The sequence below is a fragment of the Sphingobium lactosutens DS20 genome (genome assembly GCF_000445105.1).
Lineage (GTDB): Bacteria > Pseudomonadota > Alphaproteobacteria > Sphingomonadales > Sphingomonadaceae > Sphingobium > Sphingobium lactosutens.
Map to the genome: position 1 here is coordinate 81,557 of NZ_ATDP01000097.1, position 15,434 is coordinate 96,990.

Genomic DNA, 15,434 nt, shown 5'->3' on the forward strand with positions numbered 1-15,434 from the left:
CAATGTCAGTAAGTAAGTAACGGAGGCGTCCCATGACACCCGCCGATCTCACCATCACCCCGCGCGACCGTCGTTTTGGCCGGAACCGCAGGACGAAGCGACATTGGCTGAACAGCGATCCGATCGCCACGGCTTTCTTCAATGCCCTGTCGATCACCTTCCCACGCGGCGAAGCCTTTTTCATCGAATCCGTGCGCGCATTTCGCGATGGCGCGCCTGAACAGCTTGCGCGGGAAGTTGCGGCATTTACACGGCAGGAGGTCGCGCACAGCCGGGAGCATATTGCGTTCAATGCCCAAGTCACGGATCATGGCTATGACGTGTCGCGGCTGGACGCTGACGTGACGATGGTTTTGAACCTTGCAAAGCAGCGGCCGCCGATCATCAGGCTCGCCGCCACCATGGCATTGGAGCATTTCACCGCGATATTGGCGCATGAATTGCTGCGCGACCCGCGCTATCTGAACGGTGCCGATCCCGATGTCGCCGCCCTCTGGCGCTGGCACGCCGTCGAGGAGATCGAGCATAAAGGGGTGGCGCATGATATCTGGGTCCACGCGACCCGCGACTGGCCGCGCTTCCGGCGCTGGTGGGTCAGGTCGGTGATGATGCTGATCGTGACGCGCCATTTTATTCATCATCGTGCTCGCGGCATGATGGATTTATTGCGGCAGGACGGGGTGACAGGGCTTGCCGCATGGGGCGGGCTGCTTCGCTACGCATTGCTGCGTCCGGGCATCATGCGGCGGGTCGCCTTGCCATGGCTCCGCTATTTCCAACCCGGTTTCCATCCCTGGGCCGTGGATGATCGGCATCTGATTGCCCGCGCAGAAACGCCTTATGCAGCGGCCCACATGGACGACCTGTCGGCAACGGCTGCTTGACCCTGCGCCCGGTTCCGATCTTAATCCTGCAATGACGATCGCGCCCACGCTGAAAGCCGCCCGCCTCTGCCTTCGCCCGCATACGGTGGCGGACTATGCCGACTGCCGTGCGCTCTGGGCCGATGCAGGGGTGGTACGGCATATCGGTGGCGTGCCCCAGGATGCGCAGGCCGTGTGGTTCCGACTGCTGCGCTATGCCGGCATGTGGTCGATGCTGGGCTATGGCATGTGGGCGATCGAGGATGGCGAAACCGGCGCCTTTCTGGGGGAGGCGGGGCTGCTGAGCGCCGCGCGGGGACTGCCGGAACTCGACGGCGTGCCGGAGGCTGGTTGGGTGCTGACGCCCCAAGCCTGGGGCAGGGGGATCGCACTGGAAGCGATGACGGCGGTGCTGACATGGGCCGATGCGCATGTCGACGCGTCATCGGTCCGTTGCATCATCCATCCCGACAATGCGGCTTCTATCAAGGTAGCGGAAAAGCTGGGTTTCGCCCCCCTGGTTGACACCCATCTTGCTGGAACGCCCACCCGCGTTTTTGATCGCCCCATGCGTGCAATGGGTTGATCCAGGTGGCGATCGGTCACATCGCCACCTGGCCTAATCATTATCGGTCGGGTCAGGCGGCGACCGGCAGGTCGTCTCCATAGGCGGCCAGTACCGGATCATCATTCATGCCGCCGCCTTGATCTTGTTCGAAGATCAGGCAATCGACCATGGCCCCCCGGCCCAGGCTGTGCCGCCTTTGGGTTTCGCCGGTGAAGCGGAAGCCGAGCTTGCGCAGCACATTGCCGGACGCCGGATTGTCGGTGCAATGGACCGCGCGCAGCGTGCGAACGCCGCTGGCCCGCGCCATGCCGACGACGGCGCGCGCTGCTTCGGTGGCAAAGCCCAGGCCCCAATAGGGGCGGGCAATCCAATAGCCCAGTTCAGGCACGCCATCTTCACCCCTGTGCAGGCCGCAGCCGCCGATCAGGCGAGGCGCGCCGCGCGTGCGCGAAAAGGCCAGCAGCCGCGGCATCAGGGGGTGGTGGGGCAGGGCCAGGAAGCGCTGCGCATCCTCCACGCCATACGGGTTGGGCACATGCGATAAATTGCGCAGGACCGCAGGGTCGTTGATCGCTCCAGCCAAGGCCGGCGCATCTTCCATCCAGCCGGGCCGCAGCAACAGCCGGGGGGTGCGGGCGAACATTCTCGTCTCTCCTCTCGTGCGCGTCGCTAGCCGCCTATGATGACGGCTTGACGACGGTCTCCTCCGGTTGATTTCCCCGCCCGCATGACGCGTGAGAAGGCGTTGAGTTCCAAAGGTTTAAGGGAATTTTGAAGAAGGTTTCGCCCCATGGAAAAGGGGCGCATCCTGCCAATCAGGAGCGCCCCTTATTCCCTTGGACACCGGGTCAGGCCAAATGGCCTTTGCACCGGAAGGATCGCCCCTTTTTCAAGGACGACCCGTCATCAGTCGTCCGTTATTCCGCCGCTTCGGCCATTGCGTCGACCGACACATATTTGCGGCCTAGCTTGCCGGTGTGGAACACCACCTTGCCTTCGCCGAGCGCGAAAAGGGTATGGTCCTTGCCCATGCCCACATTGCGGCCGGGATAGACGCGGGTGCCGCGCTGGCGAATGATGATGTTGCCGCCGATCACGTCCTGACCGCCGAACTTCTTCACGCCAAGGCGCTTCGACTCCGAATCGCGACCATTGCGCGACGAACCGCCAGCTTTCTTATGTGCCATGACCTAAACTCCTCGAAATTCTACGCTGTGGCTCAGGCGCCGATCGACACGATCTTGAGGATCGTGTGATTCTGGCGGTGGCCGTTCTTGCGACGATAATTGTGGCGGCGGCGCTTCTTGAAGACGATGACCTTCTCGCCCTTCGCCTGCGCGATGATTTCGGCCGCGACCGTCATCTTGGCGGCGTCCTTCAGGTCGCCGCCGTCACCAGCCAGCAGGACGTCGTCCAGCGTGACCTTGTCGCCGGCTTCGCCAGCCAGCTTTTCAACGACGATCTTGTCTCCGGCGGCGACGCGATACTGCTTGCCGCCCGTGCGCACGATAGCGAACATGGCTTGTCTCTTCTCGTTCAAATCTGCTTTACGCAGATCATCGAGGAGGAAATCCTGTCGACCCGCGCGGGAATGTGGCCCGTTAGTGGAATGACTCGCCGCTGTCAACCAAGGCGACCGGGAATCACGCCAGATGGTCGAGGAATTTTGCCGCCTGCGCCCGGGTCGCTTCGCGATCCTCGGGCTTCATCCTTTGCCAGTTGCGATAGGGTATGGCCATGCGCGGATTGCGTGAAAGCGTGCGCTCGTTCCGTGCGATGAAGTCCCAATAGAGCGCATTGAAGGGGCAGGCGTCGTCGCCCACACGCTTCTTCACGTCGTAGCGGCATGACCCGCAGTAATTGGACATGCGATTGATATAGGCGCCCCCGGCGGCATAGGGCTTGCTGCCCAGCAAGCCGCCATCGGCGAACAGCGCCATGCCGATGGTGTTGGGCATTTCCACCCATTCATAGGCATCGGCGTAGACCTCCAGATACCAGACATGCACCTGATGCGGGTCTGTCCCCGCGATCAGGGCGAAATTGCCGGTGATCATCAATCGCTGGATATGATGGGCATAGCCATGGTCGATGGTCTGGCCGATCGCCTGGGCCAGGCAATGCATGTCGGTTTCGCCGGTCCAGTAGAAGTCGGGCAAGTCCCGCTGTGCCTTCAGCGCGTTACGCGTCCCATAGTCCGGCCCCTCATGCCAGTACACACCGCGCACATATTCGCGCCATCCAATGATCTGGCGGATGAAACCCTCCGCGCAATTGAGCGGCACCTTACCCGCCCGATAGCGCGCCTCGACCTCTTGGCATAGTTCCAGCGGGTCGAGCAGGCCCGCGTTGATATAGGGTGACAGGATCGAGTGCCACAGAAACGGCTCGTCGGTCAGCATCGCGTCCTGATAATCGCCAAAGCGCGGCAGGGCCTCGTCCAGAAACCGCCTGCGCTGGCGCAGCGCTTCCTCATGCGTCACCGCGAAATGAAAATGGTCGAGGCTGCCAATATGGTCGGCGAAGCGATCGGCGACCAGCTCCAGCACCGCCTGCGTCACGCCATCGGGGCGAAACCGGATCGGATGCGGCATCAGCAGGTCGCGATCGGGGGCCGGCTTGCGATTGTCCGCATCATAATTCCATTGCCCGCCCTCCGGTTCGCCCGCCTCGGTCAGCAGCAGGCCGGTCTTGCGCCGCATGTCACGATAGAAAAACTCCATGCGCATCTGCTTTCGCGCCGCCGCCCAACTGTCGAATTCGGCGTGCGAGCAGAGGAACCGGTCATCTTCATGGATGGTGACAGGAATGGCGAAGCGGGTTTCCCAGCTGTCCAGCACGGACCGCACCCGCCATTCGCCCGCTTCGGTCACATGGATAGCGCGCGGCGCGTGTCGTTCGATCGCGCGTGCGACCTCGCCTGTAAAAGAGCCTTCATTGTCCGGCGCGTCGAGCGTCACATAATCGACCGTCCAGCCAAGCGCGCGCAGCCGTTCGGCATGATGACGCATGGCGGACAGGATGAAGGCGATCTTGGCCTTGTGATGCTTCACATAGACCGTCTCGTCCGCCACCTCCATCATCAGGACGATGCTGTCGTCCTTGTCGGCCACGCGCAGGGCGGCGATGTCAGGTGTCAACTGGTCGCCCAGTATCGGGATAAGCAAAGGGCCGTCGGTCATCCCGATGGAATGACCGACGGCCCGTCAATATCCCATCCTGCCCAAAGGAACAGGGTATGGCGTCGATCAGCGGCTGCGCGACGGCCCCTTGCGGCCGCCCTTGAACGGACGCGGCGCATAGCCGCCCGGACGCGGACCACGGTCATTGCTGCGCGGTCCGCGATCATTGGGACGACCGGCGCGCTTGTGCTGGCGCGCTTCCTCGCGCGGGCTGCCCTCGATCATTTCGAAGGCGACATCGGCGCCCTCGTCATTCGCTTCGCCGGTGCGCTTAAGTGCTGAGGTGAAGCGGCTGACGATCGCTTTGGGAATCTCGAACATCGTCTCGTTCGTCGTGATGCGGATCGCGCCGATGTCTTGCCGCGACACATGGCCGCGGCGACAGATCAGCGGCAAAATCCAGCGCGGATCGGCATTTTGGCGACGGCCAATGTCCATGCGGAACCACTGCGTGTCTTCAAAGCCCGGACGCGGCCCGTCATTGCGCGCAGGCGCTTCGCTTCGGTCTAGCAATTCCTCGGGCGCCGGCAGGGATGCACGCGCGCTCTTCACCAGCATCGCGGCGATTTCCTTGGCGCTCTTTTCGGCCAATAGTTCGGCGCCCAGCGCCCAGTCGGCCTCGTCCAGTTCGGCGCGTTCCATCAGGCTGGCGCGCAGACGGACATTGTCCTGCTCCAGAATCGCTTCCTTGCTCGGCGGGGTGCCCCATTCGACCGGGATCTTCGCGCCCCGCAGCATCGATTCGACGCGGCCGCGGCGTGGGTAGGGGACGATCAGAACGGCCGTGCCCTTCTTGCCGGCGCGGCCCGTGCGACCCGAGCGATGCTGCATCGTCTCCGCGTCGCGCGGCAGTTCGACATGGACGACAAGGCTGAGCGAGGGCAGGTCGATCCCGCGCGCCGCCACGTCGGTCGCCACGCACACGCGTGCGCGCTTGTCCCGCAGCGCCTGGAGCGCGTGGTTACGTTCATTCTGGCTATGCTCGCCCGACAAAGCCACGACGGCAAAGCCGCGTTCGGTGAGGCTCGCATGCAGGTGGCGCACATTATCGCGCGTGGCGCAGAAAAGGATCGCCGTCTCCGCCTCATGAAAACGCAACAGGTTCACCACTGCATTCTCGATGTCCGACGGCGCGACGGTCAGTGCCTGGTAGCTGATGTCGCCATGGCCGCGTTCCTCGCTCATCGTCGAGATGCGCAGCGCGTCCTTCTGGTAGCGCTTCGCCATCGCCACGATCGGCTTGGGCATGGTCGCGGAGAAGAGCAGCGTGCGGCGTTCCTGCGGCGCGCTGTCGAGAATGCCTTCCAGATCCTCGCGGAAGCCCATGTCGAGCATCTCGTCGGCCTCGTCGAGCACGGCGGTCCGCATGGCCGACAGGTCCAGCGCCCCGCGCTCCAGATGGTCGCGCAACCGGCCCGGCGTGCCGACGACGATATGCGCGCCGTGGCTGAGCGCCCGGCGTTCCTTCGCCGCATCCATGCCGCCGACGCAGGTCGCGATGCGGGCGCGCGCTGCGCCATAAAGCCATTCCAGTTCACGGCTGACCTGCAAGGCCAGTTCGCGGGTCGGCGCGATCACCAGCGCCAGCGGCAGGCCCGCGACGGGCAGGCGCTCAGCATCGCCCAACAATTCGCCCGCCATGGCGAGGCCGAAGGCGACCGTCTTGCCCGATCCGGTCTGCGCCGACACGAGCAGGTCGCGCCCATGCGCTTCCTCCTGTGTCACTTCGGACTGAACGGGGGTCAGCGCCTCATAGCCCTTGGCGACAAGCGCTTGGGACAGGAGGGCGGGGAGAGTTTCAAAAGCCATATGTCAGTTATTCCATCGGTAAAAATAGCGACCCGCCATTCCCGACGGATACATCAAGACCTTTCATGCGCTCCGTCCCATTCGAAACGCTCAGGGATTGGTCGCAGCCCTGATTCCAAAATCCTCGCCCGTCATGCCGGGGGAGGGGGACCGGCCTTCCTTTCGGCCGGTGGAGGGGTGTCCCCCTTTTTATGGGTGGCGCGCGATGTTTCGCTTCCGGTCCGCCCTTGAAATAAGAAGGCCGCCTTCCCCCGCAAGGAGGGAAGGCGGCCCCTTTATGCGTTATCTATGGTCGGATCAGACCGAAGCGACTTCCGCCACGTCGACCTTCACGCCCGGACCCATCGACGAGGACAGGGCGATCTTGCGGACATATTTGCCCTTCGAGCCCGACGGCTTCGCCTTGACGATCGCGTCAACGAAGGCGTCGAAATTCTTGCGCAGGTCTTCGGCCGCGAAGCTCGCCTTGCCAAGACCGGCGTGGATGATGCCCGCCTTTTCGACGCGGAATTCGATCTGACCACCCTTGGCGGCCTTCACGGCTTCGGCGACGTTCGGCGTCACGGTGCCCAGCTTAGGGTTCGGCATCAGGCCCTTGGGACCCAGAACCTTACCCAGACGACCAACGAGGCCCATCATGTCGGGGGTGGCGATGACGCGCTCAAAGTCGATGTTGCCGCCCTGGATCGATTCCAGCAGGTCTTCGGCACCCACGACTTCAGCGCCGGCTGCCTTGGCGGCTTCGGCCTTGTCGCCACGGGCGAACACGGCGACGCGAACGTCCTTGCCGGTGCCGGCGGGCAGGGTGACGACGCCACGGACCATCTGGTCGGCGTGACGCGGGTCGACGCCCAGGTTGATCGCGATTTCGACGCTTTCGTCGAACTTGGCGGTCGCATGAGTTTTGATGAGGCCCAGTGCCTCGTCAACGCCGTGCAGCTTTTCGCGGTCAACGGCAGCGGCGAGAGCCTTCGCCTTCTTCGTCAGCTTTGCCATGATTTCAGCCCTCCACCACGTCGAGGCCCATCGCGCGAGCGGAGCCTTCGATGATCTTCGTTGCAGCGTCGATGTCGTTCGCGTTGAGATCGGGCATCTTGACCTGCGCGATTTCAGCGAGCTGCGCGCGGGTGATCTTGCCAGCGACGGCCTTGCCCGGTTCCTTAGAACCCGACTTGAGGTTGATCGCCTTCTTGATCAGATAGGTCGCCGGCGGCATCTTCGTAACGAAGCTGAACGAACGGTCCGCATAGACGGTGATGATGGTCGGCAGCGGCGTACCCTTGTCCATCTTGTCGGTCGAGGCGTTGAATGCCTTGCAGAATTCCATGATGTTCACGCCGCGCTGACCCAAAGCAGGGCCGATCGGCGGTGAAGGGTTGGCGGCTCCAGCGGGCACCTGGAGTTTGATATAGCCCGTAATCTTCTTGGCCATGTGTCTCACTCTGTTGCTGGGCGAACCTTTTTAAAAAGGCGCGCCCGGTTCAAGTTTAGCGGTCCAGACGAAGGCGATTGCCTTCTCCCGCGCTGTTTCCCTTGAATGTCATCCCAGCGAAGGCTGGGATCTCAGGCCGCAAGGGACGGCCAGGAGGCACGCGGCCCCAGCCTTCGCTGGGGTGACGCATGCTTATTTCGACAGTTCGACCTGTTCGAAATCCAGTTCGACCGGGGTCGCGCGGCCGAAGATCGACACCGACACCTTGACCCGGTTCTTTTCGAAATCCAGTTCCTCGACCACGCCGTTGAAGCTGGCGAAGGGACCGTCCAGCACCTTGACGCTGTCGCCGATTTCGTAATCGACATTAACCTTGTGCTTGGGCGCGGCCTCGGCTTCCTTCTGGGCGCCAAAATAGCGGGCGGCCTCGCTCTCGCTGATCGCCTGGGGCTTGCCCGACGAACCCAGGAAGCCCGTCACCTTGGGCGTGTTCTTCACCAGGTGATAGATATCGTCGTTCATGCTGAGCTTGGCGAGGACATAGCCGGGCATGAACTTGCGCTCGACCTGAACCTTCTTGCCGCGCTTGACTTCGGTCACGGTTTCGGTGGGCACCTCGACCTGCTCGACCAATTGGGAGAGGCCCATGCGCTCGGCTTCGGCCAGGATCGATTCCTTGACCTTGCTTTCGAAGCCCGAATAGGCGTGGATGATGTACCAGCGCGCCATGTTACTCTTTCATACTCCCAATCAGGCCCGGCCGGCCGCGAGGCTGAGCAGCCACTGGACGATCGCGCCGAAGAAGGTGTCGATGCCAAAGAAGAAAATGCCCAGCAGCGACGTCATGATGACGACCATCACGCCGGTCATCACCGTTTCGCGACCGGTCGGCCACACGATTTTCGACGCTTCGGTCTTCACCTGATTGACGAATTCGCCGGGGGAAACCTTCGCCATCGCCTGCCTTTTCACCTTCGTATCAACGCCAATTCGCGAAGCAACAGCCCGCCCCTCCCGACCCCGCCTGTTTCAGCGTCCGGGGGTGCGGCCGCCTGCTCCGCGACCTTGTTTCGCCTGCGCACTTAGCCGCGAGCCCATGGATTATCAAGGGATCGCGGCCAGTTCGCTTGGCAGGAGTGGAGGGACTCGAACCCCCGGCATTCGGTTTTGGAGACCGACGCTCTACCAGCTGAGCTACACTCCTGTGCCGGCGAAGGAGGGCGCTTTAGCGTGGCGAAGCAAGCAGGGCAAGCGCGATTATCGCGCCATCGTCATTGCGGCGGCGGCTCGTCAATCTGCGTGTCGGCAGTCGTTTGACGCTCGGCTTCCTGGTTGAGCTGCGCACCCAGCAGGACGACGAAGGCGGATACGTACAGCCACAGCTGCAGAACGACGACCGCGCCGAGCGAGCCATATGTTTCATTATAGTTGCCGAATTTCGACACGTAGAAGGAGACGGCCAGCGTCGCGAGCAGCCAAAGGATGGTTGCCGTGACCGAACCCGCCGTCAGCCAGCGCCAGCGCGCCTTGCGCCGGTGCGGTCCGAACCGGTAGATGAGCGCGAAAATCAGGCTGGCGAACATGCCCGCTACGATCCAGGTGATCGCCTTGGTCAGGAAGATGGCGATCTGGCCCCAGCCATTGGTCAGTGTTTCCAGAAAGCCGATGACCGAAGCGGTCAATACGCCGACGACGACGACCAGAACGGCGGAAAATGTGATGCCGAGGGACACACGGTAGAAGGCGAAAATGGATCGTGCTTCGGTCTGCTCATAGATGATGTTGAGTGCTTCGATCGTGGCGGAGGACGCGCGCGTCGCGCCATAGACCGCAAAGGCGAGGGCGACGAGCAGCCCCAGGCCAACCGCAGGCTTGGTGGTGGTCACGATCGCCATGAGCTGTTCGTAGATGAGCTTCGCGGCCTCTTGCGGCACGACGGTGATGAGGGAACGGACATTGTCTGCCACCAGTTGCGTGTCGCCGATCAGGCCATAGGTCAGCACGACGGCGAGCAGCAGCGGCGCGATGGACAGAAAGGCGTAATAGGCGACGCCTGCGGACAACAGGCTGATATGGTTGGCCGACAATTTGCCGTAAACGCGTTTGAGGATTTCCCACCAGCCGCGCGGCGGTATCCGCCATGGCGCGTCGGCGTGGACCTGCTGCGCTACAATATCCGTCATCCCGATCCCCTGCTTGCCGATATTGGAAAGCAAGCGCGCGAACCGGAGAAGGGGTTCCCTGGCCAACGGCGCGACGGCAAGGTCCGTTCACTCCGACAGCGCGATATCCATATCCGCCAGCGCCAGGCGGAGCAGTTCCGCCATGGCGTCGCGCGCCGCCGCCGTATCGCGCGCGGCTATGGCTTTATGGACCGCTTGGTGATCCGGCAGGGGATCGCGCGGCAACAGTTTCTTGCGATGCTTGAAAGTGGTCGTCCAGCTGACCGCCGCGCCGACCGAACTGGCCAGCGCGGCCAGAGCGTCATTATGGGCCGCAGACAATATCGCATGGTGAAAGCGCTGGTCGGCGGCGCGACCTTCGGGCGTGGAGAGGCCATAGCGCCGCATTTCACCTAATGCCGTATCCATGACCGCCAATTGGTCGTCCGTGCGCCGCCGGGCGGCAAATTCCGCAGCGGCCGGCTCGATGACGCCACGCAGTTCGAACAGGTCGCGAATGAAGGCGCGGTCGGGTTCGCCGGCAAACATCCAGGCGAGCATTTCGGGATCGAGCACGTTCCAGCGCGCACGCGGAAGCACGCGCGTTCCCGCTTTTGGCCGGCTTTCCAGCATGCCCTTGGCGATGAGGATGCGGACCGCTTCGCGATAGGCGGTGCGCGATACGCCGAGCCGTTCGGCAGCCTCGATTTCGCCTTCGAACAAATCTCCCGGCTTGTGCCTGCCGGTCAGAATGGCGGTGCCCAGGTCACGGGCGATGGCCTGGTGGATGCGGAGCGCGCCCTCGTCGGTTCCGAACTGGCCCTCCTTGCGCACGCTCCCCATGGCTCTTTCCTCTTAGGTTAATCCTTGAAATCCGCCGTAGGGCAATGCCGCCCGCAAAGGAAGGCGTCCGCCACCAATCGCAGCGGCGCGGTGTCGGCATCGATCGCCCGGGCTCCCACCAAGTCGACGAAGCGCCGATACATGGTAGGATATTCTTCGTCCGGGGCCTTCACCTGCACATCGCCGTCGAGCCGCAGCATATTGCCACCTTCCGACAGCAACAGGATGCCTTTGTCCGTCTCGACCGCGATATCCCAGGTCTGCGGGCCGGTCTGTCGCCAGTCGAACACAGCATCGATTGTCGCGCCCGACGCCGTTGCCATGTTCAGCGTCGCGCCGATCGGCGCCTGCTTGTTCGACGGTACTTCCAGCGAGGCCGACAGCATGGTGATCGGCTCTGCGACGATTTCGGTCAGGATCGACAGCGCATTGATGCCGGGATCGAAAACGCCGAAGCCGCCAGCCTCCCAGATCCACGGTTGGCCCGGATGCCAGTGGCGGACATCCTCGCGCCACTGGATGTCGATCCGTTGGACCGTGCGCTCCGCGATCCAGGCCTTGGCCTGCGCTACCGCCGCAGCGTAGCGGCTGTGCCAGCTGGCATAGAGCGTGACGCCCTGCTGCCGGGCCAGTGCAATGAGCGCGTCAACCTCCGACACGGTTGCGCCGGGGGGCTTTTCCAGGAACACATGCTTGCCCGCCAGCAGCGCCTGCCGCGCTGCGGCGTAGCGAACCTGCGGCGGCTGGCACAGGATGACGGCATCCAGGTCAGGCTCCCCGGCCAGCATGGCGCCAAGGTCGGGATAATTATTCACCCCTTCGCCCTGCGCATTGCGGCTGGCGACCGCGACCAGCGCGATGCCGTCGATCATGTCGATCGCCGGCAAATGCTGGTCGCGCGCGATCTTGCCGAGGCCGACGAGACCCGCCCGGATCATCAGGCTGCTACTTCCAGCTTGCCTTCGACGCGGCGCGTCAGGCCCCAGGGATTGGCATCCTGCAACGCGGCAGGCAGCAGCACATCGGGCACATCCTGATAACAGACGGGACGCAGGAAGCGCATCATCGCCAGTGTGCCGACCGAGGTCGAGCGGCCATCGGCGGTCGAAGGGAAGGGGCCGCCATGCACCATCGCATGCGTTACTTCGACGCCGGTCGGCCAGCCATTGGTGAGGATACGGCCAACCTTGCGTGACAGCGTCGGCAGCAGCGTTGCGGCATGACTCTCATCGCCCTCGCCGATTTGCAGCGTGGCGGTCAGCTGGCCTTCCAGACCGGCGATCGTGGCGACGACTTCATCGATGCTGGAACAGCGAATGAGCACCGAGGAGGAGCCGAACACTTCCTCGGACAGAACCGGGTTCGATTGGAACGTCGCGCTGTCGGTCGCGAAGAAGGCGGCCTGCCCGCGATTGACGCCTTCGGCCTCAGTGCCGCGCGCCACGGTGGTGACGCCATCGGCGCTGGCCAGCGCAGCAACGCCCTTTTCATAGGCTTCATGGATGCCCGGCGTGAGCATGACCTGCGGCGCTGCGCCCGACATGGCGGCGGCGGCCGATGCCACGAACGTATCGAGATCCGGCCCATCAAGGGCGATGACGAGGCCGGGATTGGTGCAGAACTGGCCCGAACTCATGGTCAGCGAACCGACAAAGGCGGTGCCCATGGCTTCGGCGCGATCGGCCAGCGCGCCGGGAAGCAGCACGACGGGGTTGATCGACGACATTTCGGCATAGACCGGGATCGGCTCGGGCCGTTCGGCGGCAATCTTCATCAGCGCCGTGCCGCCGCCACGCGATCCGGTAAAACCGACCGCCTTGATGCGCGGATCAGCGACCAGAGCGCCGCCCAGAGCGCGATCTGCGCCCGGCAGGTAGGAAAAGACGCCTTCATGCAGGCCGCAGCTTTTCACCGCCGCCTGAATGGCGCGCGCGACCAGTTCGCCGGTGCCGGGATGGGCGCTATGCCCCTTGACCACGACGGGGGAACCGGCGGCGAAGGCCGCTGCGGTGTCGCCCCCTGCGACCGAGAAAGCGAGGGGGAAGTTGGACGCGCCGAACACGGCGACCGGGCCGACCGAATGATTGACGCGGCGCAGGTCGGCGCGGGGCAGGGGCGCGCGGTCCGGCATGGCGCGGTCGATCGTGGCGTCGAGCCAGTCGCCCAGGCGGACATAGGACGCAAACAGGCGCAACTGGCCGACGGTCCGGCCACGTTCGCCCTCCAGGCGCGCGCGCGGCAGGCCGGATTCAGCCATCGCGGTTTCGATCAGCAGGTCGCCGATGCCCATGATATTGTCCGCCACGCTTTCCAGGAAGCTGGCGCGGACATCGGGGGACAGGGTGGAAAAGCTTTCAAAGGCTTCGTCGGCCAGCTTCGTGGCTTGCTCGACCTCAGCAGGCATGGCGCTGGAAAAGGCGACGTCACCCTTTTCGCCTGTCGCCGGGTTGATGGCGTAGAAAGGCTGGCCGCCGGTGCGCTCGCTCGCGCCGATGAGGATGGCTCCGTTGAACATGGCTGTCTCCTTGAAGAGGGGGGCTGCTGGTCAATTGCGTCGCCAGAATGGTTTGGCGATCGCGACGCGAATGGGGTTGCGGGGATGGCGGCGAAGATGGAAAGCCGCCAGCCCGCTTTCAATGCTTAATGGTTATCGCGGGGCAGGCCTTTGGTCTGGGCGATCCGCTGATATTTCTCCGCGCCTTCCAGGATGGCGCCGGTGTTCATCTGGCCAACGACCGAGCGCTGAATTTCCTGCCACGGGGTTTGCGAGGCGGGGTAGGGATAGCCGCCCTCGGCCGCCAGCTTGGCGCGGCGCGCTTCCAGTTCCTCGTCGGAAATCAGGACGTTCACCGTCCCGCTTTTCAGGTCCATCCGCACCCGGTCGCCATCCTTGAGCAGCGCCAGGCCGCCCATCGCCGCCGCTTCAGGCGAGGCATTGAGGATCGAGGGGCTTCCCGATGTGCCCGACTGGCGGCCATCGCCAATGCAGGGCAGCGCCGACACGCCTTCGGTGATGAGATAGGCGGGCGGACGCATGTTCACCACCTCGGCCGCGCCCGGATAACCGATCGGCCCCGCGCCGCGCATGAAGAGCAGCGTATCGGACGTGATGCCGGTCGCCGGATCGTCGATGCGATGGTGGTAATCTTCCGGCCCGTCAAATACGATCGCGGGTCCTTCAAAGGCTTCGGGATCGTCGGGGTTGGACAAATAACGCTGGCGGAACTCCTCGCTGATGACGCTGGTCTTCATGACCGCCGCGTCGAACAGATTGCCCGACAGGACCAGGAAGCCCGCTTCTTCCTTGAGCGGCTGGTGGAAGGGGCGAATGACCCTCTCATCCTCGATCTGAACGCCGCGGCAGTTTTCGCCCATGGTCTTGCCATTGACGGTCATGGCATTTTCGCGGATCAGCCCTTGCTCGATCAACTGGCCGATCACGGCAGGCAAGCCGCCGGCGCGATAATAATCCTCGCCCAGATATTCGCCGGCCGGTTGCATGTTCACCAGCAGCGGCACCTTGTGGCCGACCGTCTCCCAATCCTTGAGCGGCAGGTCGACGCCCATATGCCGCGCGATCGCGGTCAGGTGGATGGGCGCATTAGTCGATCCGCCGATCGCCGAATTGGCGACGATGGCATTGTGGAAAGCGTCCAGCGTCATGATGTCGGAAGGCTTCAAATCCTCATGCACCATCGCCACGATGCGCTTGCCGGTATGATAGGCGGCCTCCTGACGATCGCGATAGGGCGCAGGGATCGCAGCGCTGCCGGGCAGCATCATTCCCAGCGCTTCGGCGAGCGCGTTCATCGTGCTGGCCGTGCCCATGGTGTTGCAGAAGCCCGTCGAAGGCGCAGAGGAGGCGACCAGCTTGATAAAGCCTTCGTCGTCGATCTTGCCCGCTGCGAGCAACTGGCGGCCATGCCAGACGATCGTGCCCGAACCCGTGCGTTCGCCCTTGTGCCAGCCATTGAGCATCGGCCCCACGGACAGGGCAATTGCGGGAATGTTGACGGTCGCGGCCGCCATGAGCAGCGCGGGCGTCGTCTTGTCGCACCCCGTCGTCAGAATGACGCCATCGAGCGGGTAGCCATAAAGGGCCTCGACCAGGCCCAGATAGGTCAGGTTGCGATCAAGCCCCGCGGTCGGGCGCTTGCCGGTTTCCTGGATCGGGTGGACGGGAAATTCGATGGCGATGCCGCCCATTTCGCGGATGCCCTCACGCATGCGTTCGGCCAGCACGATATGGTGGCGGTTGCAGGGCGACAGGTCGCTGCCGGTCTGGGCAATGCCGATGATCGGCTTGCCGCTGCGCAATTCCTCGAGCGACAGGCCATAGTTGAGGTAGCGCTCAAGATAGAGCGACGTCATGTCGATATTGTCGGGGTTGTCGAACCAGGCACGGCTGCGCAGCTTCGGGGCAGGCTTGGACGAATCGCTCATGAGGGCATCCTGAAAAGAGAGAAGGCGCCATACGCGCGCTTGGATGTCTGATATACTCATACAAATTAAATATCAAGCCGGCCTGTCGCACCGTCCGATCATCGCCCGGTCGTCCGTTACCCTCGCATATGT

At 63.5% G+C, this 15,434-nt stretch carries 16 protein-coding genes and 1 tRNA gene; 2 read left to right on the forward strand and 15 right to left on the reverse strand.

Features of this window, described 5'->3' with window-relative positions; genetic code table 11:
- Window positions 1-32 precede the first annotated feature (32 nt).
- Window positions 33-884, forward strand: coding sequence for a metal-dependent hydrolase (locus RLDS_RS44430; protein ID WP_021226897.1), 852 nt, complete (start codon window positions 33-35; stop codon window positions 882-884).
- 31 nt (window positions 885-915) lie between these two features.
- Window positions 916-1,449 (forward strand): GNAT family N-acetyltransferase, encoded by a 534-nt coding sequence (locus tag RLDS_RS44435; RefSeq protein ID WP_021226898.1) that lies wholly within the window; start codon window positions 916-918, stop codon window positions 1,447-1,449.
- Window positions 1,450-1,501: 52 nt separating this feature from the next.
- Here RLDS_RS44435 and RLDS_RS44440 read toward each other — a convergent pair whose 3' ends face one another.
- The 15 genes from RLDS_RS44440 to RLDS_RS44510 form a co-directional block, all read right to left on the reverse strand.
- Window positions 1,502-2,074 (reverse strand): GNAT family N-acetyltransferase, encoded by a 573-nt coding sequence (locus RLDS_RS44440; protein WP_021226899.1) that lies wholly within the window; start codon window positions 2,072-2,074, stop codon window positions 1,502-1,504.
- Between the two features lie 274 nt (window positions 2,075-2,348).
- Complete coding sequence (gene rpmA / locus RLDS_RS44445) at window positions 2,349-2,618, reverse strand: 50S ribosomal protein L27 (protein WP_009822431.1); 270 nt, start codon at window positions 2,616-2,618, stop codon at window positions 2,349-2,351.
- A 32-nt stretch (window positions 2,619-2,650) separates the two neighbouring features.
- The gene (gene rplU, locus RLDS_RS44450; RefSeq protein WP_021226900.1) at window positions 2,651-2,950 is read right to left on the reverse strand and encodes a 50S ribosomal protein L21; all 300 of its coding nucleotides are present in this window, start codon (window positions 2,948-2,950) and stop codon (window positions 2,651-2,653) included.
- Window positions 2,951-3,074: 124 nt separating this feature from the next.
- Window positions 3,075-4,613, reverse strand: coding sequence for a cryptochrome/photolyase family protein (locus RLDS_RS44455; RefSeq protein WP_021226901.1), 1,539 nt, complete (start codon window positions 4,611-4,613; stop codon window positions 3,075-3,077).
- A 66-nt stretch (window positions 4,614-4,679) separates the two neighbouring features.
- Window positions 4,680-6,422 carry a DEAD/DEAH box helicase gene (locus tag RLDS_RS44460; RefSeq protein ID WP_021226902.1) on the reverse strand — a complete coding sequence of 581 codons (1,743 nt, stop codon included), beginning with the start codon at window positions 6,420-6,422 and terminating at the stop codon, window positions 4,680-4,682.
- Between the two features lie 297 nt (window positions 6,423-6,719).
- The gene (gene rplA, locus RLDS_RS44465) at window positions 6,720-7,418 is read right to left on the reverse strand and encodes a 50S ribosomal protein L1 (protein ID WP_021226903.1); all 699 of its coding nucleotides are present in this window, start codon (window positions 7,416-7,418) and stop codon (window positions 6,720-6,722) included.
- 4 nt (window positions 7,419-7,422) lie between these two features.
- The gene (gene rplK, locus RLDS_RS44470; protein WP_009822423.1) at window positions 7,423-7,854 is read right to left on the reverse strand and encodes a 50S ribosomal protein L11; all 432 of its coding nucleotides are present in this window, start codon (window positions 7,852-7,854) and stop codon (window positions 7,423-7,425) included.
- Window positions 7,855-8,046: 192 nt separating this feature from the next.
- Window positions 8,047-8,583, reverse strand: a complete 537-nt coding sequence (gene nusG / locus RLDS_RS44475) for a transcription termination/antitermination protein NusG (RefSeq protein ID WP_021226904.1) — start codon at window positions 8,581-8,583, stop codon at window positions 8,047-8,049.
- 21 nt (window positions 8,584-8,604) lie between these two features.
- On the reverse strand, window positions 8,605-8,811 hold the full coding sequence (gene secE, locus RLDS_RS44480) for a preprotein translocase subunit SecE (RefSeq protein ID WP_021226905.1): 207 nt from the start codon (window positions 8,809-8,811) through the stop codon (window positions 8,605-8,607).
- 171 nt (window positions 8,812-8,982) lie between these two features.
- Window positions 8,983-9,058: transfer RNA gene (locus RLDS_RS44485), tRNA-Trp, on the reverse strand.
- 67 nt (window positions 9,059-9,125) lie between these two features.
- Entirely contained in the window at window positions 9,126-10,037 is a 912-nt protein-coding gene (locus RLDS_RS44490) for a YihY/virulence factor BrkB family protein (protein WP_031298468.1), read from the reverse strand.
- 87 nt (window positions 10,038-10,124) lie between these two features.
- Window positions 10,125-10,859, reverse strand: a complete 735-nt coding sequence (locus RLDS_RS44495; RefSeq protein WP_021226907.1) for a FadR/GntR family transcriptional regulator — start codon at window positions 10,857-10,859, stop codon at window positions 10,125-10,127.
- Between the two features lie 17 nt (window positions 10,860-10,876).
- Complete coding sequence (locus RLDS_RS44500) at window positions 10,877-11,800, reverse strand: Gfo/Idh/MocA family protein (RefSeq protein ID WP_031298469.1); 924 nt, start codon at window positions 11,798-11,800, stop codon at window positions 10,877-10,879.
- Window positions 11,797-13,374, reverse strand: a complete 1,578-nt coding sequence (locus RLDS_RS44505; RefSeq protein ID WP_021226909.1) for an aldehyde dehydrogenase (NADP(+)) — start codon at window positions 13,372-13,374, stop codon at window positions 11,797-11,799. The genes RLDS_RS44500 and RLDS_RS44505 overlap by 4 nt, the downstream gene beginning before the upstream one ends.
- A 125-nt stretch (window positions 13,375-13,499) precedes the next feature.
- A complete protein-coding gene (locus RLDS_RS44510) occupies window positions 13,500-15,302 on the reverse strand; it encodes an IlvD/Edd family dehydratase (protein WP_021226910.1) in 1,803 nt (600 codons plus the stop codon).
- Window positions 15,303-15,434 lie beyond the last annotated feature (132 nt).